At 69.7% G+C, this 24,133-nt stretch carries 21 protein-coding genes and 1 pseudogene; 10 read left to right on the top strand and 12 right to left on the bottom strand.

Annotated elements, in window-relative coordinates; genetic code table 11:
- Nucleotides 1–18: 18 nt before the first annotated feature.
- Nucleotides 19–633 (bottom strand): hypothetical protein, encoded by a 615-nt coding sequence (locus QM720_RS07400; RefSeq protein ID WP_415125484.1) that lies wholly within the window; start codon nucleotides 631–633, stop codon nucleotides 19–21.
- Nucleotides 634–687: 54 nt separating this feature from the next.
- Nucleotides 688–2,253: a right-handed parallel beta-helix repeat-containing protein gene (locus tag QM720_RS07395; protein ID WP_415125483.1), complete on the bottom strand. Its 1,566-nt coding sequence runs from the start codon at nucleotides 2,251–2,253 to the stop codon at nucleotides 688–690.
- A 248-nt stretch (nucleotides 2,254–2,501) separates the two neighbouring features.
- On the opposite strand from QM720_RS07395, the gene QM720_RS07390 reads away from it, so the two are divergent.
- The gene (locus tag QM720_RS07390) at nucleotides 2,502–3,458 is read left to right on the top strand and encodes a glycosyltransferase family 2 protein (RefSeq protein ID WP_415125482.1); all 957 of its coding nucleotides are present in this window, start codon (nucleotides 2,502–2,504) and stop codon (nucleotides 3,456–3,458) included.
- 7 nt (nucleotides 3,459–3,465) lie between these two features.
- Here the strand turns inward: QM720_RS07390 and QM720_RS07385 are convergent, their stop codons facing one another.
- Entirely contained in the window at nucleotides 3,466–4,278 is an 813-nt protein-coding gene (locus tag QM720_RS07385) for a CDP-alcohol phosphatidyltransferase family protein (protein WP_415125481.1), read from the bottom strand.
- 284 nt (nucleotides 4,279–4,562) lie between these two features.
- Between QM720_RS07385 and QM720_RS07380 the strand changes: the two genes are divergently transcribed.
- Both QM720_RS07380 and QM720_RS07375 read left to right on the top strand, forming a co-directional pair.
- Nucleotides 4,563–5,144, top strand: a complete 582-nt coding sequence (locus QM720_RS07380; protein WP_415125480.1) for a low molecular weight phosphatase family protein — start codon at nucleotides 4,563–4,565, stop codon at nucleotides 5,142–5,144.
- Nucleotides 5,145–5,304: 160 nt separating this feature from the next.
- A complete protein-coding gene (locus tag QM720_RS07375; protein ID WP_415125479.1) occupies nucleotides 5,305–5,766 on the top strand; it encodes an adenylyltransferase/cytidyltransferase family protein in 462 nt (153 codons plus the stop codon).
- Between the two features lie 105 nt (nucleotides 5,767–5,871).
- Here the strand turns inward: QM720_RS07375 and QM720_RS07370 are convergent.
- The 3 genes and pseudogenes from QM720_RS07370 to coaA all read right to left on the bottom strand — a co-directional run.
- Nucleotides 5,872–6,051: pseudogene (locus tag QM720_RS07370) on the bottom strand (type I pantothenate kinase); the annotation flags it as partial.
- A 283-nt stretch (nucleotides 6,052–6,334) separates the two neighbouring features.
- Nucleotides 6,335–8,197 (bottom strand): hypothetical protein, encoded by a 1,863-nt coding sequence (locus QM720_RS07365; RefSeq protein WP_415125478.1) that lies wholly within the window; start codon nucleotides 8,195–8,197, stop codon nucleotides 6,335–6,337.
- 159 nt (nucleotides 8,198–8,356) lie between these two features.
- Nucleotides 8,357–9,304 carry a type I pantothenate kinase gene (gene coaA, locus QM720_RS07360; protein ID WP_415125477.1) on the bottom strand — a complete coding sequence of 316 codons (948 nt, stop codon included), beginning with the start codon at nucleotides 9,302–9,304 and terminating at the stop codon, nucleotides 8,357–8,359.
- 467 nt (nucleotides 9,305–9,771) lie between these two features.
- Between coaA and QM720_RS07355 the strand changes: the two genes are divergently transcribed.
- A complete protein-coding gene (locus tag QM720_RS07355) occupies nucleotides 9,772–9,912 on the top strand; it encodes a hypothetical protein (protein ID WP_415125476.1) in 141 nt (46 codons plus the stop codon).
- A gap of 112 nt (nucleotides 9,913–10,024) precedes the next feature.
- On the opposite strand, the gene glmM is transcribed toward QM720_RS07355, so the two are convergent.
- Genes glmM through rplM form a run of 3 tightly spaced genes read right to left on the bottom strand, consistent with a single transcriptional unit; the run spans nucleotide 10,025 to nucleotide 12,335 of the window.
- Nucleotides 10,025–11,371 carry a phosphoglucosamine mutase gene (glmM, locus tag QM720_RS07350; RefSeq protein ID WP_415125475.1) on the bottom strand — a complete coding sequence of 449 codons (1,347 nt, stop codon included), beginning with the start codon at nucleotides 11,369–11,371 and terminating at the stop codon, nucleotides 10,025–10,027.
- The gene (rpsI, locus tag QM720_RS07345; RefSeq protein WP_415125474.1) at nucleotides 11,368–11,853 is read right to left on the bottom strand and encodes a 30S ribosomal protein S9; all 486 of its coding nucleotides are present in this window, start codon (nucleotides 11,851–11,853) and stop codon (nucleotides 11,368–11,370) included. Before rpsI ends, glmM begins: the two co-directional genes overlap by 4 nt.
- Nucleotides 11,854–11,888: 35 nt before the next feature.
- Nucleotides 11,889–12,335, bottom strand: coding sequence for a 50S ribosomal protein L13 (gene rplM / locus QM720_RS07340; protein ID WP_415125473.1), 447 nt, complete (start codon nucleotides 12,333–12,335; stop codon nucleotides 11,889–11,891).
- Nucleotides 12,336–12,560: 225 nt separating this feature from the next.
- Between rplM and QM720_RS07335 the strand changes: the two genes are divergently transcribed.
- Nucleotides 12,561–13,862 carry a UDP-glucose dehydrogenase family protein gene (locus QM720_RS07335; RefSeq protein WP_415125472.1) on the top strand — a complete coding sequence of 434 codons (1,302 nt, stop codon included), beginning with the start codon at nucleotides 12,561–12,563 and terminating at the stop codon, nucleotides 13,860–13,862.
- Between the two features lie 100 nt (nucleotides 13,863–13,962).
- Nucleotides 13,963–15,387 carry a cell wall-binding repeat-containing protein gene (locus tag QM720_RS07330; RefSeq protein ID WP_415125471.1) on the top strand — a complete coding sequence of 475 codons (1,425 nt, stop codon included), beginning with the start codon at nucleotides 13,963–13,965 and terminating at the stop codon, nucleotides 15,385–15,387.
- Between the two features lie 85 nt (nucleotides 15,388–15,472).
- Here the strand turns inward: QM720_RS07330 and QM720_RS07325 are convergent, their stop codons facing one another.
- Complete coding sequence (locus QM720_RS07325; RefSeq protein ID WP_415125470.1) at nucleotides 15,473–16,336, bottom strand: universal stress protein; 864 nt, start codon at nucleotides 16,334–16,336, stop codon at nucleotides 15,473–15,475.
- 201 nt (nucleotides 16,337–16,537) lie between these two features.
- On the opposite strand from QM720_RS07325, the gene QM720_RS07320 reads away from it, so the two are divergent.
- Genes QM720_RS07320 through QM720_RS07310 form a run of 3 tightly spaced genes read left to right on the top strand, consistent with a single transcriptional unit; the run spans nucleotide 16,538 to nucleotide 20,095 of the window.
- Nucleotides 16,538–17,356 (top strand): response regulator transcription factor, encoded by an 819-nt coding sequence (locus QM720_RS07320; protein WP_415125469.1) that lies wholly within the window; start codon nucleotides 16,538–16,540, stop codon nucleotides 17,354–17,356.
- 10 nt (nucleotides 17,357–17,366) lie between these two features.
- The gene (locus QM720_RS07315; RefSeq protein ID WP_415125468.1) at nucleotides 17,367–18,977 is read left to right on the top strand and encodes a sensor histidine kinase; all 1,611 of its coding nucleotides are present in this window, start codon (nucleotides 17,367–17,369) and stop codon (nucleotides 18,975–18,977) included.
- Nucleotides 18,974–20,095 carry a hypothetical protein gene (locus QM720_RS07310; protein WP_415125467.1) on the top strand — a complete coding sequence of 374 codons (1,122 nt, stop codon included), beginning with the start codon at nucleotides 18,974–18,976 and terminating at the stop codon, nucleotides 20,093–20,095. The genes QM720_RS07315 and QM720_RS07310 overlap by 4 nt, the downstream gene beginning before the upstream one ends.
- Before the next feature lie 18 nt (nucleotides 20,096–20,113).
- On the opposite strand, the gene QM720_RS07305 is transcribed toward QM720_RS07310, so the two are convergent.
- Entirely contained in the window at nucleotides 20,114–20,779 is a 666-nt protein-coding gene (locus tag QM720_RS07305) for an endonuclease/exonuclease/phosphatase family protein (protein ID WP_415125466.1), read from the bottom strand.
- A gap of 114 nt (nucleotides 20,780–20,893) precedes the next feature.
- Nucleotides 20,894–21,748 carry a tRNA pseudouridine synthase A gene (locus QM720_RS07300; protein ID WP_415125465.1) on the bottom strand — a complete coding sequence of 285 codons (855 nt, stop codon included), beginning with the start codon at nucleotides 21,746–21,748 and terminating at the stop codon, nucleotides 20,894–20,896.
- A 252-nt stretch (nucleotides 21,749–22,000) separates the two neighbouring features.
- On the opposite strand from QM720_RS07300, the gene QM720_RS07295 reads away from it, so the two are divergent.
- On the top strand, nucleotides 22,001–24,115 hold the full coding sequence (locus QM720_RS07295; protein WP_415125464.1) for an acyltransferase family protein: 2,115 nt from the start codon (nucleotides 22,001–22,003) through the stop codon (nucleotides 24,113–24,115).
- Nucleotides 24,116–24,133 lie beyond the last annotated feature (18 nt).

The following is a 24,133-nucleotide window of genomic DNA, read 5'->3' as shown; positions in this document are numbered from 1 at the left end:
ATTCCCCAGTAGATGGCTTCAGTCGCTCGCCAACTTCCCCAAGAAGATGACCTGCGATTCCCCAGAAACCAGATCGAGGATAACACGAACTTGCTCCCTCACATCAAGAGGGAGGCTGAACGAATATGTTCCAGTCACTGTCGCCCCATCGGCAACGGTCGCGGGCAGACCCGTAGCGACGGGGTCGCCGATCGCCGGAGCGGGAGTGTGGGCATCGCCGAAATCAAGGTTGAGTGAAGCACCCGCCAAATCGACAGCCTTGCCCGACGCGTTGGTCACCTCGATCGTCACGCTGACCGCCGGACCGGCCAGCTGACCTGGCTCTTCGCTGTCTTCGGCCTCGAAAGACGTGACTTCCGAGATGCGCGCGGTGAGGGTCCCCGCGACAAGAGCCGACTGGTCGATATCCACTTGGATGGGCTCCCCGGGATCGACACCGTCTGTCGCGCCGGGCGTGGGCGTCGGCCATTGGCTCGGCGTCGCGGGAACGGTCTGGCTGTAGCTCCCGGCTGATTCCGTGGCGGCGGGCGAGCCGCTCGCCTGCAGGGACCCCGCCGAACTCCAGATCAGGATCACCACAGCAACTACTGCTATGGCGACTGCGCCGCCAACGACGACCTTGTTGCGCGACATGACGTGGACTCCCCTTCGGACGAGGCGAGGCCAACGGCCCCGCCTCGTCCGAGGTTACTCCCTGAACACGGCGGCGACGAGCAGGCCTGTGGCCTCCCAATAGTTGCCACGCAGCGTCACATCACTGGTGGATGGAATGTAGACGGCACAGTAGCTGATGGTCCGATTCGGTCCGAACAGGTTGTTCTCGAGGAGAACCTGAGAAATGCTGCCGCGCCCCTTCTCGTTCATATTGATGCTGCAATTGCCGCCATCGATGTAGTTATCGCGAATCGTGAGGTTGGAGACGTTCGACTGATCCTGGGTCACCATGATGACGGTGTTCTTCGACCCCGTCATGGTGTTGCCCTCCAGGACGATCTGGGAACCCGCCTGGATCTGGACGATGTCGTCATGACTCGGGGTGTAGTTCTGAACCGGATCCTTCTCGTAGTGCAACGTATCGTGCAGGTAGGAATCGCTCACGGTCACGTTGCCCCCCGTGATATGGACGGGGTCGATCACATCGTGGATGTTGACGCGGGTCGCGGTGAAGTTCGAGCCCAGGATCCCGTTGGCGTACGGGCTCGCCTCCGAAGACCACAGCTCCGAATCGGTGATCGTGAAGGAGTATCCGTAGGGGTAGTTGCTCACGAGCGGGCGACCCGACGTGGACGGACCGAGTACCTTCGTGTTGCGGATGACGACACCTGCCGCACGGACCTGGATCACGCCGTGAATTTCCAGGTTCTCCACGACAGCACCGGCCTGCGTGACGATGAGGTCGCCGTCGTAACGGGTCAGCGTGGTGCCGGCGGGGACGCCGGTCGTCGACGCGTCGGGCCGCTCAGACGCGGTCACGACCGTCGTGTCGGTTGACGCCTTCGTGGTCGCTGCCGCGGTTGCTGTCGGGGTCGGCGTCGCGGTCGCGGTCGGCGTTGCCGTCGCGGTCGGCGTCGCGGTCGCGGTCGGCGTTGCCGTCGCGGTCGGCGTCGCCGTCGCGGTCGGTGTTACCGTCGGCGTTGCCGTGTTGCTCGACGCTCCGAGGTCGGTGACCTTGACCGTCACCGTGCTCTGCGAGTCCGCGCCGGCATACACCGCCGCGACGGCCTTGCCGCCGGAACGAATGCGCTCGCTGCTGGTGTCGGTCGCGTTGACCGCGAAACTGGCATTGCCGACCTGAACCTTGCCGGCCAGCACGACCTTGTCGGAGCCCGAGGCCGACAGCGAAACGCTCACGGATGCCGCGTTCGACACCTTGAGCGAGGTGATGGTCGACTTCTTGAGGTCGGTCACCTTTGAGCCGTTGACGCGCTTGAGGCTGACCGCTACGTCACCGCCTGGCGTGACTCGCGCCTGTACGAAGTACGAGCCGCTGGAACTCGACCGCACGCGTGTCTGCAGATACTCGGATCCGCCTTGCATCGCGCTACGCGTGAACTCGAAGCGCGCCGACCCGGCATTCGTGCCGGAGAGCGCGACGACCGTCGTCTTGCCCGCAGCGGGTGCGACCGACGCGGCATTGGCGGCTTCGGCGCCCGCGAAGAGGAAAGCACCCACGGCGACGGCAATGACGCTGAGGATGGCGAATAGTCGCGTCCGCTTGGGCGCAACGGACAACGGTGGGGTGGCAACAGTCACAGAGGAACCTTCACTTCTGGAGGACACGTTGGGGGATGCAACGAGATCGGGTGAGGCCAGTTTGACGCAACGTGCCCGGATCTCCCAGTCGAGCCCAGCTCGATAACATCCGGATAACGGAAATGAAGCCCCGGTGAATAGCGGTTTTTCGCGCTCGGGCGCCGCGTTGGGAATGAGAGCATTCTCACGCAAACCGCTAGTCTTCTTGCAGAAAACGACCACTCGGGGAGAGGGAAACGGGCCAAAAAGTGACCCCAAAGACGGCAGATGCGCCATTGCGCTGTCTGATTGCCATCCCAACCTACAGACGCAACGAGTTGCTGGACGACCTCCTGAAGGAAGTGGAACAGCAGGCCGAAACGATGACGACAACCTCGTGCGTCGTAACGGTGCTGGTTGTCGACAACGACCCCGCGGAGGGAGCCGCCGCGGTCGTCGCACGACACCGCGCGCAGTACGTCCCCGAGCCGGCGCCCGGTATCGCGGCCGTGCGCAACCGCGCCCTCCACGAAGCTCACGAACACGACGTCCTCATCTTCATCGACGACGACGAACTGCCCGCGCCAGGGTGGCTGGACGCCCTCCTTGCCCGATACCGGCACGTCCGGCCGGCCGCCGTCGCCGGCCGAGTGCTCACACCCTTTCCGGAAGACACCGAGGCCTGGATTCCCGCCAGTGGCGCCTTCGTCCGCCCCACTCGACAGGACGGGCAAATACTGCGCGAGTGCGCGACGAACAACCTCCTGCTGGATGTCGCCGCGGTGGCCGAGTCCGGACTTCGATTCGACGAACGCTTCGGGCTATCGGGGGGCAGCGATAGCCTGTTCAGCCGTCAGCTCACCGCGCGGGGGTACCGCATCGTCTGGGCAGAGGATTCGCTCGTCGTCGAGCGCGAAGATCCCGAGCGGTTCACGCGCGACTGGGTGTTGCGCCGCACCTACCGGTTCGGCAACACGTCGGCGCGCGTCGAGATCGCGCTCGCCCAGGGAACAATCGGCCGGGCAGCAGCGCGCGTGCGCGTGGGCATTCGCGGGCTCGCACGCCTCACCGGCGGGTCGCTGCGTGCGGTCGTCGGTCGCGTCACCGGCTCGCTGCACCACCGCGCCCGCGGTGAACGAACCGCGGCGCGCGGCAGGGGCATGCTTGCCGGAATCTTCGGTCGCGTGTATAGCGAGTATGGATTGCGTCGCGGTGCCGCGGGCTAATTCCCGCTCAGAGCTCGTCCAACGCTCGCACCGAACGGAACCACGAGACTGCGGCAAGAGCGAGAAACAGCGCATTGGCGACCGCGATCGCGGTATACGCCGCCAGGAACGCTGCGGGCCATGCCCATAAGACCATCACAAGACACAGCAAGCCGTAGTCCGTCGGTAGTTTGACGATCGATCGCCAGAACGAGCCGCCACCGGCCGCGGCCGCGGCCGCCACACCTTTCTTGGCCCGGAGCAGGTCGTTGAGGATCATGCCGAAGAAGCTCACATTGGCAATGATCGTGAACATCAACGGAACCAGCATCCACACCTCGGCAATCTCTCCGGTGCGGGCGAGGCCGATCAGAATCGCGATGTGCAGGGACGAGATCTTGAGCGCATCGACGAAGTGATCGAGCCACTCGCCCGCGAGGGAGCCTCCCCCCCGAAGGCGCGCGACCTGCCCATCCGCCGAGTCCCACGCATAGCCGACCGCAAGCAGTAGCCACACGCCGATCCCCGTCGCCGGCGAGACCGGGGCGAGGGCCACAAGGGCGATGCCTGAGAAGGTGAACAGGGCGCTGACCCCTGTCACTTGGTTGGGCGTGAGTCCTGCGCGGTATGCAACGGTTGCGAACACGCGCCCCAGCGGTCGGTTCACATACACGGAGTATGCGGGCGCACCCCGGGCACGTCCCTTCTGAGCTGCCTGGAGCCGCGCGTACACGGCCGAGAAACTTTCCGCCATCGATATGTCTCCCCACACAATCGTCGGGTTGAAAGCTAGCCGCGTCTCCCTCGCGATGCAAACCCGCTCGCCGAACGCGGGGGTCATCTTCTTGAACCTGATGCAGCGATCCCCGGTCCGACGCACCGCGGAGCCGGACGGTTCACCAAAAGGGCGACGAGAGCCGCGTTTCACACGCGCACGGCTCGACCTTTGTCCGCGTGACGATGTGAGCCGACGGGGCGCTGGATGGGTCTGATCACGGCATCAGACGAGTAGCGTTGTGTCGATCTGAGCCGCTGTCGCCGTTCGCGCGGACCATTGACACAGAGCGACCATCGGTCTGTGCACAGCGTTGCGGTGGCCGACCTCACCGGCGGGGAGGGAGCTGAATGGAAATCTTGACGGTGTGCACGGGAAACATCTGCCGATCGCCACTTGCGGCGGTCGTATTGCAGGCACGCCTCGCCGATCTGGACGTCACGGTGCGCAGCGCTGGCACTCGAGGATCGAGCGGCGCCCCAATGACGCAGGAGGCAATAGGCCTTGCTCTTCGATACGGCGCAGCACTCTCTGCTGCTCAGGCGCATCGCTCCAGCCCCCTCACCGATCACCTTCTGACGTCTTCTGACCTCATTCTCACGATGACTCGCGACCACCGCCGCGACGTCACATCGTTGGCACCCACACGACTTCGCGCGACCTTTACGCTCCGCGAGTTCGCCCGGTTGGCCGAGGCGGCAGACGACGCTTCTCTCGTCGCCGTTGCACATACCGTGGCGCCGAGATCTCGCCTGCACGCCGTTGCCGCGTACCTCGCCTCTCTGCGAGGCGCCGTGGCCGCTCCGGCAGACGCGCGCGCGGACGATGTGATTGATCCGTATCGGCAATCGAGCGAGACCTACGCACGTTCTGCCCAACAACTGATCCCGGCACTGGGTCAGGTCGAGCGCATCGTCCGGCTGATCGCATGATCGGCTCCTGCACCAGGCGCCGTTCACACGATCAGCCGGAGCAAGCTATGCTGTAACTCGTCCATCGGTATGGGACGATGGCGCGTGCACCGGAGGGGTCCGGGACACGATGGGGGAAGCAGCGATCGATGATGGCTGCTCGTCAAAGGCTGGGGAGCTCATGACAGTGCGCATTGGTTACGCCGCAGGAGCATTCGATCTGTTCCACGTCGGACATCTCAACATCCTTCGCCATGCGCGCGAGAACTGCGATCTCCTCGTTGCGGGCGTCGTCAGCGACGAGATGCTCCGCCTGGTGAAAGGCATCGATCCCGTCATTCCGACAGCAGAGCGGGCTGAGATCGTGCGCAACATCGGCTATGTCGACCGCGTGCACATCGAGACGACGCCCGACAAGCTTGACGCCTGGCGCGAAGTGGGTTTCACGCACTTCTTCAAGGGAGACGACTGGCGTGGCACGAACAAAGGTCTCCGACTGGAGCAGGAGTTGTCCACGGTCGGCGTGGAAGTCGTCTATTTCCCCTACACCGTGCACACATCGAGCACGGCGCTGCGTCGCACGCTTGAGCTGATGTCGGCGTCCGTGCAGCGCGGCGACGAAGCCGTTCGCTCCAGCCGTTGACCTCTTCCTCGGCGCAACCCGCCGAGGAAGAGAGCGTGCATGGCGGCATCGGTTCCACGGGCATGCCACAGCAGGCGGGATGCCGAGACCGCACGGACGCCGCCGCTACAGCTTGCGCAGCAGCACCGTCTCGACGGCGTGATCGGCGGCCTTGCGCAGCACGAGCTTGGCGCGGTGACGCGTGGGCTCGACGTTCTCGCGCAGGTTCGGCAGGTTGATCGAGTTCCAGAACCCCAGCGCATTGGCGACGGCCTCGTCGTCGGAGATGTCGGCGAACGACCGGAACTCATCTGGCAACACCTGCGACACGGATGCTTCCCATGCAACATATTCAATGCATGCCGCGCAACAACTTCATTGCATGCCACGCAATTTTTGTCAGTCAGCGTGCGAGAAACCAGATTCCGCATGAGGAACCATCGCAGAAGTGGTTTCTCGCGCGCGATGTAGTTTCTCACCCACGGGCACGCCTCGAACGTGTCCCAGCTCGCGCAGCAACACCGTCTCGACGATGTGATCGGCCAGCCTTGCGCAGCACGAACTTGGCGAACCTCGTCGCGGCCACGGCTCAGACGATCAGACGTTCCGCGGTCTCGCGCATGCCGGTGCCCTCTTGCGCGGCCCGCGCGGCGACGGTCGCCGACACCGCCAGCGCGACCCCGTCAAGCACGACCTTGCCGCGATAGCGCCGGATCAACTCGTCGATCGCCCCGAACGCCCGGCCGCGACCGGAGGCTTCGAGGAAGTCGCGGGCGGCGGCTTGGGCGGCGGCATCCCACGCCGGAATTCGCGACCGCGCCGCTGCGGCGCTGAAGGCTGACGAGGAATGCACCCGGTCGAGCACGCCCGCGCCCACTCCGATGACCTGCGCCACAGACGGTTTGCCCGGCTGCGGATCAGACGGGATGCCGTCGAGCACGATCCGGGCGATCGTCTCATCACCGCCGGCGAGCGCTTCGCTGAGCAGCCGCAGCACGGTGACGGCGTGCTCGTGCTGTGCGCCGACGGGCGTCGACAGCTCCATGTTGTGCCGCTGTGTGGCGCGATCGAGCGCAGCTTGGAACGTGTCGAGATCGACGTCGTCGAGGTCGTCGAGGTCGTCGAGGTCGTCGAGGTCGTCGAGGTCGTCGAGGTCGACGCCATCCTCGCGCAGCAGCGGTGCCAGCTGCCGCATCATCTCGTCTGCCATCCCGGGCCTGTGCACAATACCGAGCCGAGCCATCTCGGCTCGCACCGCGGGGTCGCTGAAAGGGTCGAACCGGCCGTCGTCGTCTTCTTCGCCGAGGTCGTCGTCTTCCTCGTCGACGTCGAACATGGTGCGCACCAGGGTCAGCGCCAGCATCACGCCACGCGCGACAGTGCCCGCGAGCGCGTCGGGCACGCTCGGGTCGTCGGATGCCGCATCCTTCAGCATTCCGAGTTGTTCGATCTCCGCCAGCACGCGAGGCACAGCCATGCCCGCGAAGGCAGCCCACAGTTCGTCGCCGTCGTCACCGTCGGCAGGCTCCCCACCGAGGATCTCGATGAGCCGGTCCGCGACGCCACGGAAAATTACCATCCCGATCGGCCCATACCCCCGACGCGCTTCACCGATCAGGAGTTCGGCGAGAGTCATGGCCGCCACCATCTCGGCCGTCTCCAGCGGAGGCAACTCTTCGGCCAGCCACAACGTCGCGGTATCGCCGGGCCGGGCCCGGGATGAGGTCGTCGCGACGAGATCCGCGATATCCAGCGCCTGCCACCATGCGCTGAGCAGCGGCAGATCCCACATCGAGGTCACCGTGCGCGGGCCGCCCGGGTCAGCACGCCAATCGGGGTCAGATGCAACGCCGAGCGCGCTGACGCCGATCATCGCCGCGACCGGCTCGATGTCGGCGCGTCGCAACGCCCGCGTCGAGGTGGTCGGACGCGAAGCGCCGAGCCACTCCAGAAACGGGCGCACACCCGCGACGATCGGCAGCCGGGCGAGCGCGGCGCGCCGTTCGTGTTCGGGGAGCGCGTCCGAGATTGCGACGGCCCGCGACAGCACCTCGCCCGCGGCGACGTCGTCTTCTTCGCCCAGCAGGTCGGCGAGCGCGTCTTCGACGAGGCCGTGCGCGGCGCTCCACCCGGCCACCTCGGGGCTCGTGGCAAGGCGGAAGTGGATGTAGGCATCGAGTTCGACGAGCACGTCAGCGGCATCGAGAGCGAAATTCGGACCGTACACGACGTCGAGCATCGGATCGATGCCGTCCGGCCGCAACAGGTCGATGTTCTCTGCGGCGGCGAGCAGGAACAACTCCTGCAGGCCGGCGATGCTGGCGGCGATATCGGCGGCCGGTAGCCGGCCATCTTGCACGAGCCAGCGCTCGCAGTCGCGCAACGCCACCCGCACCGCGAACGGAATGTCGCGCTTCGCGGGATGGCCGGAGGGGCGTTTGCGTTTTGCCACACAACCAGTCTGTCAGTCGGCGATGGATGCCGCCGCCTCTTCGGTGTTGATCGGGACACCGCGCGAGAAACCAGATTCCGCATGAGAAACCATCGCAGAAGTGGTTTCTCACGCGCGATGTGGTTTCTCACGCGCCGGGGCCGGGGTACCCGCGCGCCGCTACAGCTTGCGCAGCAGCACCGTCTCGACGGCGTGATCGGCGGCCTTGCGCAGCACGAGCTTGGCGCGGTGACGCGTGGGCTCGACGTTCTCGCGCAGGTTCGGCAGGTTGATGGAGTTCCAGAACCCCAGCGCATTGGCGACGGCCTCGTCGTCGGAGATGTCGGCGAACGACCGGAAGAACGAGTTCGGGTTGCTGAACGCCGCCTGCCGCAGCGCGAGAAACCTGTTCACGTACCACGACTCGATGTGCTGCACGTCGGCATCCACGTAGATCGAGAAGTCGAACAGGTCGCTGACGGCGACGTCGTTCGGCGCCGGCGGGGGCTGCAGCACGTTGAGGCCCTCGACGATGACGACGTCCGGGCGGCGCACCGTGACGTGCGCGTCGGGGATGATGTCGTACCGCATGTGCGAATAGAACGGCGCGCGCACCTCGGGCACGCCCGACTTCACCTCGGTGAGGAAGCGCACCATCGCCCGGCGATCGTACGACTCCGGAAAGCCCTTGCGATCCATCAGCCCGCGCCGCTCGAGCTCGGCGTTCGGGTAGAGGAATCCGTCGGTCGTGACCAGCTCGACCCGGGGCGTGCCGGGCCAGCGGCTCATCAGCTCGCGCAGCAGGCGCGCGATCGTCGACTTGCCGACTGCGACCGACCCCGCGACGGCGACGACGAACGGCGTCGTCGAATCGGGCTCGTCGAGGAAGGCGGCGGTCTCGGCGCCGAGCCGCTTGGTCGCGCTCGCGTACAGGCTGAGCAGGCGGCTGAGCGGCAGGTACACCTCGCGCACCTCGGCGAGGTCGAGGCGGTCGCCGATGCCGCGCAACTGCACGACCTCGGTCTCGGTGAGCGGGTTCGGGATGCCGCCCGCCAGCCGCGCCCACTCCGCGCGCCCGACCTCGCGGTACAGCGAGTCGCCGGGAGGTGCGGGGTCGGTGGCAACCATCGCGCCCACTCTATCGGGATGCCGCGCCTGCGCCTCCAGGGCGCCGCGGGCAGGGGTCTCGGACCCGCGCCACGGGCCGCCACGCTCCGCTGTCGGCCATGATGCCGTCATGGCCGCCGGAGCTCGGCGCCCGCCCGCGCGTCGTCATCCGACCCGAATCGCGGATATCCTGCGGCATCGTCGGCTTTTGCGACGGATGAGCGGGCTGCGGCACGCCTCATCCGGCGCACATCACGCCCACCCGCCGAAATAGCCACGATCTGCGACGGATGAACGGGACGACGGCGAAGGCGACGGATGAACGCGACGGCGGCGAAGGCGCCGGATGAAGCGGCCCGCCGCGACACGCCGAGCGGGATGCCACTGGCGTGACGCGCGGCGATGCGCTAGCGTCGCCTCATTGGGGAATGCGGTGGGGGGCCACCGCACGCGTGCTACGCCTCTGGGGGGAAGCCATGGCGCAATTGGTGAACGACGTTGTCGGCGACGTGCTGGCGTGGGTCGGCAGTAGCGAGTCGGTGGGCGGCGGTGTCGCGCTCGCCGGGACGGTGTTCCTGTGTCTCGCCGTGGGGTTTCTCGCCTCGCGGCGCAGCCGTTCGCACTGGTGAGTCACCCGCGGGCGTGAGCCACCGGCACTGGTGAGCCCCCGGTCGGCGTGAGCCACCGGCACTGGTGAGCCACCCGCGGGGGTGAGCCGCCGTCCGGGGCGACCCGCAACCGTCAGCCGCGGACGACCTCGGCGAGCTGCTCGGCGAGGCGCTGCGCGTCGGCTTCCGACGCGGCCTCGACCATCACGCGCACCATCGGCTCGGTGCCCGACGGGCGCAGCAGCACCCGGCCGCTGTCGCCCAGCTGCGCCGCAGCCACCTCGACGGCCGCGAGAACGTCGGCATCCTGCGCGCGCGAGCGCTCGACGCCGCGCACGTTGATGAGCACCTGCGGGAACACCGTCATCACCGACGCCAGATCCGCGAGCGTCCGGCGCTGCCGCGCCATCTCGGCGCACAGGTGCAGGCCGGTGAGCAGGCCGTCGCCGGTCGTGGCATAGGCGCTCATGATGACGTGGCCGCTCTGCTCACCGCCCAGCGAGTATCCGCGCTCGTTCATCCGCTCGAGCACGTAACGGTCGCCGACCCCGGTCGTCTCGATCCGGATGCCGTGCGCGGCCATCGCCCGATGCAGCCCCAGGTTGCTCATGACGGTCGCGACGAGGGTGTCGTCGAACAGGCGCCCGCGCTGCTTCATCGCCACCGCGAGGATGGCCATGATCTGGTCGCCGTCCACCACCCGGCCGTCGGCATCCACCGCGAGGCAACGGTCGGCGTCGCCGTCGTGCGCGATGCCCACGTCGGCGCCGACGTGCACGACCTCGGCGGCGAGGCGGTCGAGGTGCGTCGAGCCGTAGCCGTCGTTGATGTTGATGCCGTCGGGGTCGGCGCCGATGACAGTGACCTTGGCCCCCGCATTGCGGAAGGTCTCCGGCGACACTCCGGATGCCGCGCCGTGCGCGCAGTCGAGCACGACGTGCAGGCCGTCGAGGCGATGCGGGAGCGACGCGAGCAGGTGGATCGCATAGCGGTCTTCCGCATCGGCGAACCGCACGACGCGGCCGACCTCGGCGCCGGTCGGGCGCAGTTTGTCGCCCGCCATGGCGTCTTCGATCCGCTGCTCGACCTCGTCGGGCAGCTTGACGCCGCCCCGCGCGAAGATCTTGATCCCGTTGTCGGGGGCGGGATTGTGGGATGCCGAGATCATGACCCCGAAGTCGGCATCGATGTCGTTGATCAAGAAGGCGGCCGCCGGGGTCGGCAGGGTGCCGGCGTCGAGCACGTCGACGCCGGAGGATGCCAGGCCCGCTTCGACCGCGGCCGACAGGAACTGCCCCGAGATGCGCGGGTCGCGGGCGACGACGGCGGTGAGCCGCTTGCCCGCCGCCTTGCGCGCCTCCGCGATACGCCCCTGGCCCAGGACGACAGCCGTCGCCTGGGCCAGGGTGAGCGCAAGTTCGGCGGTGAGAGGGCCATTGGCCAGCCCCCGCACGCCGTCCGTGCCGAACAGTCGGGTCAACGCTTCGAGTACTGCGGAGCCTTACGGGCCTTCTTGAGTCCGGCCTTCTTGCGCTCCTTGACGCGGGCGTCGCGGGAGAGGAAGCCGGCCTTCTTCAGGGTCGGGCGGTTGTTCTCGGCGTCGATCTCGTTGAGCGCGCGGGCGATGCCCAGGCGCAGCGCACCGGCCTGGCCCGACGGGCCGCCGCCGGAGATGCGCGCGATGACGTCGTACGCGCCGGCGAGGTCGAGCACCGTGAACGGGTCGTTGATGAGCTGCTGGTGCAGCTTGTTCGGGAAGTAGTCCTCGAGGGTGCGGCCGTTCACCGTGAACGTGCCCGAACCGGGGACCAGACGCACGCGGGCGATGGCCTGCTTGCGGCGGCCGACGGCGGCACCGGGGACGGAGAGCACGGGGCGGGGCGCCGCGGCGGCCGGAGCGGCCTCGCTCTCGGTGGTGTAGCTCTCGGGAGCCTCTTCGATGGTTTCAGCGATCTTCGCCATGTTCGTTTCCTTGATGTCCTGGTTCGAAGCGGCGCTTACTGAGCGACCTGGCCGAAGGTGTACGGGGTGGGCTGCTGGGCCGCGTGCGGGTGCTCGGCGCCCGCGTAGACCTTGAGCTTGGACAGCTGCTGGCGGCCCAGGCTGTTCTTGGGGAGCATGCCGCGAACGGCCTTCTCGACGGCGCGGACCGGGTTCTTCTCGAGCAGCTCGGCGTAGCTGGTGGCGGTGAGGCCGCCCGGGTAGCCCGAGTGGCGGTAGGCCATCTTCTGGTTGAGCTTCTGACCGGTCAGGGCCACCTTCTCCGCATTGACGACGATGACGAAGTCACCGGTGTCGATGTGGTTCGCGAAGGTGGGCTTGTGCTTGCCGCGGAGGAGGGCGGCGGCGTGGCTGGCGAGGCGGCCGAGGACCACGTCGGTGGCGTCGATGACGACCCACTCACGGGTCACTTCACCGGCCTTGGGGGTGTAGGTGCGCGTCACAGTAGTGCTGCTTTCTTGATCGAACGGAGAGGTTCGTGAATCCCGCTCCGGGGCTCTTGCGCGGTCAGAACCGGGAAGGCGCCAGTGGAGGGCTCACGTTCGTGGCACCGGATCAGCACCGGCACCAAAGGGATAGTTTACGGCATCCGGATGCCGCCACCAAACGAGCGCGTCGATCGGGAAACGACCGGCGTCGCCGCGACCCGCGCCGGTAGGCTCGATCCCATGCGAATTTCTGTGATCGGATGCGGGTACCTGGGGGCCGTCCACGCGGCGGCGATGGCGTCGATCGGCCACGAGGTCGTCGGCATCGACGTCGACGAACGCAAGGTCGCCGCGCTGTCGGCCGGCCGTGCGCCGTTCTTCGAGCCCGGGCTGCCCGAGATCCTCGCCGAGGGGATCGCGTCGGGACGACTCACGTTCACGACCGACATGGCCGCGGCATCCGGCGCCCGCGTGCACTTCGTCGGCGTCGGCACACCGCAGCAGAAAGACGGCTACGCCGCCGACCTCACCTACGTGAACGCGGCGATCGACGCTCTGCTGCCGCACCTGTCCCCCGGCGACGTCGTGGCGGGCAAGTCCACGGTGCCGGTCGGGACGGCGGCATCCCTCGCACCGCGGGTCGAGGCCACCGGCGCGACCCTCGTGTGGAACCCCGAGTTCCTGCGCGAGGGGTTCGCGGTGCAGGACACCATCGACCCGGATCGGTTGGTCGTGGGGGTCGCCGGCGGAGAGGATGCCGCGGGGGTGCTGCGGGAGGTGTATGCCCCGGCGGTCGCGGGGGGCACGCCGTTCATCGTCACCGACCTGGCGACCGCCGAACTCGTGAAGGTCGCGGCGAACGCCTTCCTCGCGACGAAGATCAGCTTCATCAACGCGATGGCCGAGATCGCCGAGGTCACCGGCGCCGACGTCACCCAGCTCGCCGACGCGATCGGGCACGATGTGCGCATCGGCCGCAGGTTCCTGGGTGCGGGCATCGGATTCGGCGGCGGATGCCTGCCCAAAGACATCCGCGCCTTCTCAGCGCGCGCCGAAGAGCTCGGCCGCGGCGAATCGGTCGCCTTCCTGCGCGAGGTCGACGAGATCAACCTGCGCCGTCGCGACCGCGCCGTGCAGCTGGTCGTCGACGGGCTCGGCGGGCAGGTGTACGAGAAGAGGATCACGGTGCTCGGCGCCGCTTTCAAGCCGCACAGCGACGACATCCGCGACTCCCCCGCGCTCGATGTCGCCGTGCGCCTGCACGGCCTCGGCGCACGGGTCACCGTGACCGACCCGGAGGCCCTGGCCAACGCCGCCCGCGTGCACCCGCAGCTGACGTACGTGCACGACCGCGACGAGGCTCTGACCGGCGCCGACGCCGTCGTGCTCGTCACCGAATGGGACGAGTACCGCCGTCAGCTCTCCCCGTCGCACGCGGCGACGCTGGCCGCCGGGCGGGTCGTCGTCGACGGGCGCAACGCCCTCGACCCCGCTGCCTGGCGCGCCGCCGGCTGGACGTACTTCGGCATGGGACGGCCCTGACCCGGTCGTCAATCCGCCGCGGAAACTGGCGTGTCGCGCGTGATTCGTGATATTCAGGTCTAGAAGAAACCTCTTCCGTCCCCCCCCGGAGGATCACATCGTGACCACTCGCATTGGGCGACGCTTCGGCGTCGCCACGGCGGCGGTATCGGCTCTCGCGCTGCTGCTCGGCGGCGCCGTGACGCCGGCATCCGCCGCTGACACCGCCCTGTCCTGCACCTCGCTGACCCTGGAACAGGTACGCCAGCAGATCTTCAGCGAGGTCAACGCCTCGCGCGCCGCCAACGGTGTCGCGCCGCTCATGCACAACACGAACATGGATGCCGTCGCCACCAGTTGGTCGCAGAGCCAGGCATCCGCGAACAGCATGAGCCACAACCCGAACTACTCGACGCAGATCCCCTCCGGCTGGTACGCCGCCGCCGAGAACGTCGCGTACGGCTATGCGCCCACCAAGGTCACGACGGCGTGGTGGAACAGCGAGGGGCACCGCAAGAACATGCTCAACGCGTCGTACAACTACACCGGCATCGGCGTCGCCTGCAACGGATCCCGGCCCTACTACACCCAGGTGTTCGCCGGATACTCCGGCATCCCGACCGGGTCCACGGCGCCGGGCGAGCGCCTGGCCGGCGCCGACCGCTATTCGACGTCGGCCACCATCTCCAGCTCGGCGTTCAGCGCCGGCGTCGCGGCGGTGTACCTCACGAGCGGGGCGAACTTCCCCGACGCGCTCTCCGGGGGAGCTGCGGCGGGGCTGCAGAACGGCCCGGTGCTGCTCGTGTCCCCGGACAGCATCCCCGACGCCGTCCGCAGCGAGCTCACGCGCCTCAAGCCGCAACAGATCTTCGTGCTGGGCGGGCCGACGACCGTGTCGGATGCCGTGCTGACCGCGGCGAGCTCCTACGCCTCGGTCAAAACGACACGCATCAACGGCGTGGACCGCTTCGAGACCTCGGCAAAGATCTCCGCGGCGACCTTCGACCCCGGGGTTCCGACGGTCTACCTCAGCAACGGCCTGAACTTCCCCGACGCCCTCTCCGGCGGAGCGGCCGCGGCGAAGGACGGATCGTCCGTGCTGCTGGTCACCCCGACCGAGATCCCCACGGCGATCAAGGAGGAGCTGACGCGTCTGAAGCCCGGCCGCATCGTCGTCCTCGGCGGAACGCCCTCGGTGTCGCAGGCGGTGATGGATGCCGCGGCCGCCTACACGACGGGCGGCGTGACACGTCTGTCGGGCTCCGACCGGTATGCGACGTCGGCCGCCATCTCGGCAAACACCTTCTCACCCGGCGTCGACGTCGTCTACCTCGCCAGCGGCGCCAACTTCCCCGACGCCCTGTCGGGCAGTGCCGCCGTCTCGATGTACGGCGGCCCGGTGCTGCTGACCCCGACCAACAGCCTGCCCGACGTCATCCGCGCGGAACTGACGCGCCTGAAGCCGAAGCGGGTGATCGCGCTCGGCGGACCGACGACGGTCAGCGACGGCGTTCTCGCCGAGGCCTCCACGTACATCGTGAAGTGAGAACCGGGCGCGTGGGGCCACTGAAGACAGTGGCCCCACGCGCTGCTCTCCCCAGCTCTCCCCAGCTCTCCCAGAGGATCGTTCTTCAGCGAACGACGGCGGTGACGGTGGCGAGGCGCTGCAGCACCTCGTGACTGATCGAGCCGAGCAGGAAGCGGGCCAGTGCCCCGCGGCCGTGCGTGCCGACGACGGCCATCCGCGCGGTGGCCGCGCGGGCGTTGATGACGTGCGAGGGGTAGCCCTGGGCGACCACCCGCTCGACCACGAGGTCGGGGTAGTCGGTCGCGAGGCCCGCGAGGGCCAGGCTCTGCACCTCCTCGGTCGCGGCCTGCATGTTCTCCAGGTACGCCTCGGGGTACACGGCCAGGTCGTTGCGCGGCGCCTCCAGCGGCGTCCACACGCTGATCGCGATGAGCTTCTCGCCCAGCCGATCGGCCTCGGCGGCGGCGAACCGCAGGGCCTGCTCCGACAGTTCCGACCCGTCGATGCCCACCACGACGCCCGAGCGCCCGTCGTCGCCATCGGAGAGGTCGAGGTCGGGCACCACGACGACCGGGCACTTCGCTGCCGCGGCGACCCGGAACCCGTGCGACCCGCGTGCCGGGCCGCCGTCGGGCCCGCGGTAGTCGCTGCCGATCACCAGCAGCGCCGCGTGCGCCGACGCGTCGACGAGGGTCGAGACGGGATCGCCCGCTTCCATCCGCGTGCTCACGCGCGTGTCGTCGAGACCGCATTCCCGCGCGGTCGTGACGCGGGCGTCGAGCAGCGACTGGGCGGCATCCAGGGCGTCGCTGATGACCGACGCCTCGCCCACCGTCCCGATCGCCCCGCCCACGACCGCCCACAGCTCCAGTCGCTGGTGCCGGGCTGCCGCACGCGTCGCCGCCCACGCGACGGCCCGGTCCGAGACCGGCGCTCCGGTCACGCCGACGATGATCGTGTCGCTCATGGTCCCTCCCCCGTCGGCGGCTCCACCGGTAACACCGTCCACGCTACGCCGATGGCGCGCGCCGGGGGCGACAGGCGGCCGTGTTAAATCCGCCCGGCTCGCCGGCGCGCACCGCCGCCGTGTCCCGGTCGCCCCCGGAGCGGGGTCTGGCACAATCGAGGAAGCGCTACCCCGCCCGACGCCGCATCGGAGGAGATCACCGTGGACGATTCGACGGCACGCACCGCCGTCGTCATCGACGACGACCCCGACGTGCGCGACCTGCTCGTGCAGGTGCTCTCCAGCGCGGGGTTCGAGGTGATCGCATCCGGAGACGGATACGCGGGGGTGGATGCCGTCATCCGCCACCGCCCCGACATCACGACGGTCGACGTCAACATGCCCGGGATCGACGGGTTCGAGACCACGCGCCGCATCCGTGAGCACAGCGATACCCACATCATCCTGATCACCGCCCTCACCGACGAGGCCGATGCGATCCTCGGCTTCAGCGCCGGCGCGGACGACGTCATCACCAAGCCCTTCCGTGCTCGCGAGCTGCGCGCTCGCGTGCTCGCCGCGCAGCGACGCCGGCAGGTCTCGGAGCCCCGCGCCGGGAGCGACGCCGACCGCGCGCCGGCCGGCACCGCAGCGTCTTCCGGCTCGTCGTCCGCCACCGTGCGACCGGCTCTGCGCGGACGCGACGGCTTGGAGGTGCGCCGCGACACGCACTCCGTCACTCTGGGCGGCCAGCCGCTGACGCTGACGCGCACCGAATTCGAGTTGCTCGCCACGCTGCTCGAAGCGGCCCCCGAAGTGCGCAGCAAGGCCGACCTCGTCGCGGCGCTGCGCGACGACGGAGCCGCCTCGACGTGGGTGACCGACGCCGACGAGCGCAGCATCGAGACGCACATGACCAATCTGCGCCGCAAGCTCGGCGACAGCGTCGCCGAGCCGCGCTTCATCGAGACGCTCCGCGCCGTCGGCTACCGCGCACTCCGGCCGGAGGATCCCGTGCGGCCGACCCCGCCGCGCGGGTGATCGGGGCACGATGACGCACGCACCGGTGCGCACGCGGTCGATCTGGCGATGGCAGCTGATCCTGGCCGCCGCCACGGTGGCCATCACCGCGACGATCATGCTGATCGAGCCCGCCCGGCTCGGCGACCCGGCCTTCCTGGGCGGGGCCAGCGGCGTCGTGGTCCTCACCTGCGCATGCCTGTTCGTCCCGTGGCACCGCGTCCCCGCGGCCGGCGTGGCGCTCTTGCCCTATGCCGACATCGCGGCGATCGCGCTGATATCCGTCGCCGGGCAGACCCGCGCGTCGCTGCTGTGGGTCTTTCCCGTCGCGTGGATCGCCACCTACTACCGCCTGCCGTGGCTGGCGGCGGCGATCGTGCTGATCGGCGTCTTCGTCACCCTCGACGCCTTCGTGGGCGACCTGTCGCCGACGCTCTTGCAGCGGGCGATCGTCCTGGTGCTGTGCCTCGGGTTCATGGGCGTCACGATCAACATCGGAGCCCGGCGCACCCGGGCGATCAGCCACCTGCTGCGCCGCCAGTTCACCCAGCTCGACCGCACCCGGGTGCGCGCCCAGTCCGAGGCGCGGCGCACCGCCCTGCTCGCCGACTCGCTGGACACGGGCCTCGCCCGCATCGACCGCGACAGCGTGCTGATCGACGCGAACGCCGCCTTCCTCCGGCTGTACGGGGCCGCATCCATCTCCGAGTTCACCCCGACGGGCGCGGTGGAGTACGACGACCACCGCGGTCGCGCGCTCGGCCCCGACGAGACCCTCATCGCGCGCGCCGCCGCCGGTGACCGATGGGTCGACCGGCGTGTCTGGCTGTTCGACGGCGAGGCGCGGTGGCGTGCCCTCAACGTGACGATGCGCCCCATCACCCCGGACGTCGTCGAGACGGCGTCGAACATCGTCATCGTGAACGACGTCACCGAGGCCGTCGCCGCCGAACGTGAGCGCGCCACCTTCAGCGCCGTCGTCTCGCACGAGCTGCGCAATCCGCTCACGGCGATCCTGGGGCACGCCGAGCTGATGCTCGAACGCGACGACCTGCCCGCCGACATCGCCCGCCAGCTCGGCGTGATCGAACACGCCGGACAGCGCATGGAACGCCTGGTCACGACGGTGCTCGAGGGGCGCAGCCTCTCGGACGAGCCGTTCGAGCCGGTCGATCTGCGCACCGTGGCAGAGGCGTCGCTCATCGGGTTCGGCCCGACGGCGGCGTCGGCGGGGGTGGCGCTGCACCACGATCTGCGCGGGGTGGGCGAGGTGTGGGGCGATGCGTTCCGGCTCCGTCAGGCCATCGACAACGTCGTCGGAAACGCGATCAAGTACACGACGCGCGGGGGCACCGTGACGATGTCCGCCGTCCACACCGCACAGCAGGTGCGGCTGACGGTCGCCGACACCGGGATCGGCATGGCGCCGCACGAGCGCGACCGGATGTTCGACCGCGGCTTCCGCAGCGACGTGGCGCGCGCCAGCGGCATCTCCGGGGCGGGCATCGGCATGTCCGTCGTGAAGGAGGTCGTCGAACAGCACCACGGCGCGCTGCACGTGGAGAGCCTCGTGGGCCGGGGCACGCGGGTGACCCTCGTGCTGCCGCGCCTCGCCGAGACCGCCGAAAGGATGCCGTCGTGATCGTTCCCGACCTCACCACCGCCCTGGTCGCCCTCTCGACGCTGGCGACGCTCCTGTACATCGGGCTCGGCTTCCTCCCGCGCCCGAGCCGGGCGTCTGCCACCTGGTCGCTCTCGTTCGCCGGGACGATGGTCGGTTCCTACGCGTGGGCGGGCGGCAATGCGCTGGATGCCGACGCCCTGCGCGCCGCGGCATCCGGGCTCATGCTCGGGATGATCGCCCTGGTCTGGACCGGTCTGCGGATGTGGCGCGGCGCCGCGCGCTCGTACGCACCCGTGGCCGCCGCGTTCACGGTCCTCGCCGCCGCGGTGCTGGCGCTGCTCGCCGAGACCGACCTGTTCCTCCTGGCGATTCGCGTGATGTTCCTCGGATCGGCGGTGTTCTCGGCCCTGACCATCCTCGAGCTGGCGCGCTTGGGCCCGCTGCTGCGCGACGAGATCCTGCCGCTGGCCCTCATCTCCGCCGGGCACATCATGATGGCCGTGCTCGGGTCGGTCTCCGAAGTGGTGCGCCTGTCGACCGGCGGGCCTGCCGAGGCCGTGCTCGAGACCAACCGCACGCTCAACACGCTCGGGGCGCTGCTGTACCTCTCCTGCGCCGTCGTGACACTGCTGCTGCTCACGCGGCTGCAGCAGCCGTCCGCCGCCGCGGTGCCGAGCTCGTTCCGGACGGTCGCGCTCGACCGGCTGCAGCGCGCGCAGGAGGCGCACGACCCCTGGTGGTCGCTGCTGGTGGTACGGCTCGACGACCCCGAAGCGCTCCGCGAAGCATCGAGCACCAACGCGTACGACCAGATCGTGGGCCGATTCGCGGCGGTGCTGCGCGGTGCGCTGCCCGCCGACGCCGACATCGACCAGCGCAGCGCAAGCGAGTTCGTCGTGCTGCTGCCGCGCCCCGTCGGGGCGGTGCGCCAGGTGCTCGCGCAGCTGCTGGAGAAGGTCGCCGACGCCGGGGCGGATTCGCCGCTCGCGGTGCGCCTGTCGGCCAGCGCCGGCTGGGCCCAGGTCGAGGTCGTCGGGTACGCACTGAGCGACCTCGAGACAGCCGCGGAGCGCGCGGCGGACGAGGCCCAGCAGCGCGGGGGCGACCAGTGGAACCGGGCCGTGGGAGTCGCCTGACCCGGCATCCGGGGCGGATCAGGTGCGGGCGGTCACCAGGATCGGCAGGTGGTCGCTGAGCCCCTGCGGCAGCGTCGTGATGTCGTCGATGTCGAAGCCGACGCTCGTCGCGAAGTCGTAGTGGCCGCGGAAGAACTTGTAGCGCGTGTACGTGCGAGCGTCGCTGAGGGTCAGCTCGTAGCCCGCCGCGCGCACCTTCTGCACGAGGTTCTCCTTGAAGACCGGATAGTTGTAGTCGCCCACCATGAGGATGGGCAGGTTGTCGCCGAGGCTGGAGAGCTCGGCCAGCGCCGACTGGATCTGCTTGCGCCGCAGCGAGTTCAGCGCGGTCAGCGGGGCGGCGTGGAAGCTCGCGACGATCAGCTCGCGCCCGTGATCGATGTCGCGCAGACGCACCGCGAGCATCCGCTCTTCGGCGGGTTTGAGCACCCGGTCGTGCATCGACTTCTTCAACGCGAGCGAGCGCACCTCCAGGGCCGTGAACGTGTTGCGGCGGTAGTAGACCGCCAGCCCGAGACGGTTGCGGGCCGTCGCGTCGGCGAGGTGCAGCCCGGAGATCTCGGCGGGCAGCTCCTCGGTCACCGCCTCCTGCAGGCACAGGATGTCGGCGCCGGTCTCCTCGACGAGCCCCGCGAGCTCGCCCGCCGCCTTGTGCTTGTTGAGGTTGTAGGAGATGACCTTCATCGTGAGGCCAGCCTAGGCCTGCCGCCTATGAGCCGGCCCGTGGAATCGGAAGACCCGCGCAGAATCGGCTGCGGGGCGCCGCAGCATCCGACTCCACGACGATTCCGCGCGGGTTCAGTCGTCGTCGAGCCGGCGGCGCGCCCGGGTCTGCTCGGCGCGGGCGGCGAGCAGATCATCGGCCGGATACCCCACCTCGGTCAGCGTCAGCCCACGGGCCGCGAGCACCTTGACGTCGCTCGTGCGCACGCCCTCGTCGCGGATGTCGGCGACGTCCTCGACGTCGAGCCGCCCCTCGCCGACGGCGACGCACGCGCCGACGAGGGCGCGCACCATGCTGTGGCAGAACGCATCGGCCTTGACGTTCGCGACCAGGATGCCGCGGTCATCGCGCCGCCACCCGAACTCCAGCAGGGTGCGGATCGTCGTCGCGCCCTCGCGCCACTTGCAGTACGCGGCGAAGTCGTGCAGGCCCACGAGCGAGCGGGCGGCGGCATCCATCGCGGTCTCGTCGAGGCGGGCGTTCACGGTCGTCGTGCGGTGCCGCTCGAGCGGGTCGTAGCCGGCGACGCGGTCGGCGACCCGGTACTCGTAGCGACGCCAGACGGCCGAGAAGCGGGCGTCGAACCCCGGCGCGGCCAGCGCCGTGCGGTGCACCGCGATGTCGGGATACTGCCCCAGCACCCCACCTACCCGCGGGCCGAGCCGCTCCGCCGCGTGCGCCCCCGCGTCGGCGCCCGGGCGCACGGCGTGCAGCCGCCGGATCTGCGCCTCGGTGAGGTCGAGGTGGGCGACCTGGCCGGAGGCGTGGACGCCGGCATCCGTCCGGCCCGCGACGACGAGCTGCGGGTCCCCGCCGAGGATGCGGCCGATCGCGGCCTCGAGCGTGCCCTGCACGGTGCGCAGGTCGGGCTGACGCGCCCACCCGCGAAATCCGGTGCCGTCGTAGGCGAGGTCGAAGCGCAGCCGCACCCCGCCAGCCTACTCGCGGGGTTCCGCCGATCGGTCGCCCCGCTGATACTCGCGAAGGCGTGCGAAAAGCAGGGCCAACCGACCGAAAGCGGCTCTTCAGAGCGGTCTCGGGCGGTTTTGCCCTGCTTTTGGCACGCGCAACGGGGCAGACGCGGTTCCCCGATCGGCGGGGCCGGGGCGCATCCAGGTTGGTTTCGTACACTGGAGGGACTGCGCGGCACGTTCGATGGATGCCGCGCCCCCTCGCCTCCTATGACTTCTTCGACTGCGCCACGGTACGCAGGACTCGACGGTCTGCGCGCCGTCGCCGTGCTGCTGGTCGTGGCGTACCACCTGTTCCCGGCGGGGATCCTGCACAGCGGGTTCGTCGGCGTCGACGTCTTCTTCGTCATCTCGGGCTTTCTCATCACCTCGCTGCTGCGGCGCGAACTGACGGCGTCGGGGCGCATCGCGCTGCGCGCATTCTGGGCCCGGCGCGCCCGCCGCCTGCTGCCGGCACTGCTGCTGGTGGTGACGGCCAGCGCGTCGGCCGCCCTGCTCGTCGGCGGCGACGTGCTCGTGAGCCTGGGGCGGCAGGCCCTCGGGGCGGCGACCTTCTCGTACAACTGGCTCGCCGTGTCGGCGGGTGCCTCGTACTTCAGCGGCGGCGAACCCGAGCTGCTGCGCAACCTCTGGTCGCTCGCGGTCGAGGAGCAGTTCTACCTGCTGTGGCCGCTGCTGCTGCCGCTGGTGCTGCTGCTGCCGGGGCCGCGGGCGGGGCTCGCCGTGGGGCTGGCCATGGCATCGGGCGCCTGGGCGGTCGCCGTGGTGGGCGGGGCGCTCGGCGGCGGCCTGACACGCGCGTACTACGGCACCGACACGCACGCCTTCGGGCTGCTGATCGGCGTCGCCCTCGCCCTCGCTGTGCCTTCCGTCCCGGTCGACGTCGCGGCGGGTCCGCGGGCCGGCGGCTGGCGCACGGGGGTCGGGATCGCCGCGCTCGTCGGGATCGTCGCCGTCGCCGCCGTGCCGGGCGGCGCGGCCGCGTACCCGTACATTCCGTTCGCGGCATCCCTTCTCACGGCGGCCGTCATCGCGGCGGCCGTCGCCCCCGGATCCGCCCTCGGATCGCGTCTCGACATCGCGCCGCTGCGGTGGATCGGAGCGCGCTCGTACGGCATCTACCTGTGGCACTGGCCCGTCGTCGTGCTGCTGACGATCGCCGCCACCGGCTCGTTCGCCGACACGGCGGTGCCGGTCGCCGTCGGAGTCGCCGCGTCCCTCGTCACCGTCGCGCTCGCAGCGCTGTCGTACCGGATGCTGGAGCAACCCGTCCGGACGCTCGGCTTCGGCGGCGCGTGGCGCGCGCTCACCGCCCGGCTGCACTCCACCCCGCCCCGCCGGCTCGGCGCGGTCGCCGCCCTCAGCGCGAGCCTGCTCGTCGTCGGGGGCACGGCGGCGGCCATCGGCGCGGCGCCACCGGTGACCTCCAGCCAGGCCGCCGTGGAGGCGGGGCAGCGGGCACTGGATGCCGCGACGACGGGGGTGCCCGACCCGAAGGCATCGCAGGCCGGCGCCACGACAGGAGCCGGCGCCGCATCCGCCCCTGCCGAAGGCGACGCCACGGGATCTGTCGGCGCGCCCGGCCCCGCCGACGGCGCCCGGACGGTGCTGCTGTCGCCCACGCCGGCGACCGCCGTCGTGGATGCGGAGTCTCGCACCGCCGAATCCACACCTCCCTCCGACTGCGCCTCCGGCCCGTGGGCAGGCCGCGCGGCTCGGCCGGCACCCGCATGCGCCGATCCGCATCTACGCCCGCAGCCGCCGGCGACGGTGCCGGTCGACGGCAGCCGGATCAGCGCGATCGGCGACTCGGTCATGCTGGCCTCGTCCGGCGGACTGCTCGCGAGGTTCCCCGGCATCCAGATCGATGCCGCCGTATCGCGCTCGATGTGGGCGGGCGACGACATCGTCAGCGCGCTCGCCGCCGCGGGCGCCCTGCGCGACTACGTCGTCGTCGGGCTCGGCACCAACGGCCCCGTCTCCGCGGAGGCGCTGCAGAGCATCTACGACATCGTCGGTCCGTCTCGCACGCTTGTGCTCGTCAACGCCTTCGCGCCGCGCGACTGGATCGACGGCGTCAACCGGGACCTCGCCGCGTTCGCCGCCGCGCACCCCGGGGTCGTGGTGGCCGACTGGGCGCAGGCGATCGGCGGGCATACCGACCTGCTGGCGGGTGACGGCATCCATCCCGGCGAGGCCGGGGGCGCCGTGTTCGCCGAGGCGGTCGCCGGCGCCGTCGACGGCGCCGAGAATCAGCGCGCCCAGGCGCGCTACCGGATCGAGCTCATCCGCTGGGCCACCGCCCCCGCCCTCGCCCCGCGCTGACGCCCGGCCCGTGATGGC

Origin of the sequence: Microbacterium sp., assembly GCF_047602155.1 — a bacterium.
GTDB lineage: Bacteria > Actinomycetota > Actinomycetes > Actinomycetales > Microbacteriaceae > Microbacterium.
Note: the sequence above shows the minus strand (reverse complement) of the source record. Positions and strands in the feature narration are given on the sequence as shown.

What these genes read in the sequence shown, in the direction of transcription:
- QM720_RS07315 (WP_415125468.1), top strand. Translation starts at nt 17,367, where the DNA reads ATGACGCACGCACCGGTGCGCACGCGGTCGATCTGGCGATGGCAGCTG.
- coaA (WP_415125477.1), bottom strand. Translation starts at nt 9,304, where the DNA reads ATGGTTGCCACCGACCCCGCACCTCCCGGCGACTCGCTGTACCGCGAG.
- QM720_RS07385 (WP_415125481.1), bottom strand. Translation starts at nt 4,278, where the DNA reads ATGACCCCCGCGTTCGGCGAGCGGGTTTGCATCGCGAGGGAGACGCGG.
- QM720_RS07335 (WP_415125472.1), top strand. Translation starts at nt 12,561, where the DNA reads ATGCGAATTTCTGTGATCGGATGCGGGTACCTGGGGGCCGTCCACGCG.
- rpsI (WP_415125474.1), bottom strand. Translation starts at nt 11,853, where the DNA reads ATGGCGAAGATCGCTGAAACCATCGAAGAGGCTCCCGAGAGCTACACC.
- QM720_RS07380 (WP_415125480.1), top strand. Translation starts at nt 4,563, where the DNA reads ATGGAAATCTTGACGGTGTGCACGGGAAACATCTGCCGATCGCCACTT.
- QM720_RS07400 (WP_415125484.1), bottom strand. Translation starts at nt 633, where the DNA reads ATGTCGCGCAACAAGGTCGTCGTTGGCGGCGCAGTCGCCATAGCAGTA.
- QM720_RS07325 (WP_415125470.1), bottom strand. Translation starts at nt 16,336, where the DNA reads ATGAGCGACACGATCATCGTCGGCGTGACCGGAGCGCCGGTCTCGGAC.
- QM720_RS07295 (WP_415125464.1), top strand. Translation starts at nt 22,001, where the DNA reads ATGACTTCTTCGACTGCGCCACGGTACGCAGGACTCGACGGTCTGCGC.
- QM720_RS07375 (WP_415125479.1), top strand. Translation starts at nt 5,305, where the DNA reads ATGACAGTGCGCATTGGTTACGCCGCAGGAGCATTCGATCTGTTCCAC.
- QM720_RS07305 (WP_415125466.1), bottom strand. Translation starts at nt 20,779, where the DNA reads ATGAAGGTCATCTCCTACAACCTCAACAAGCACAAGGCGGCGGGCGAG.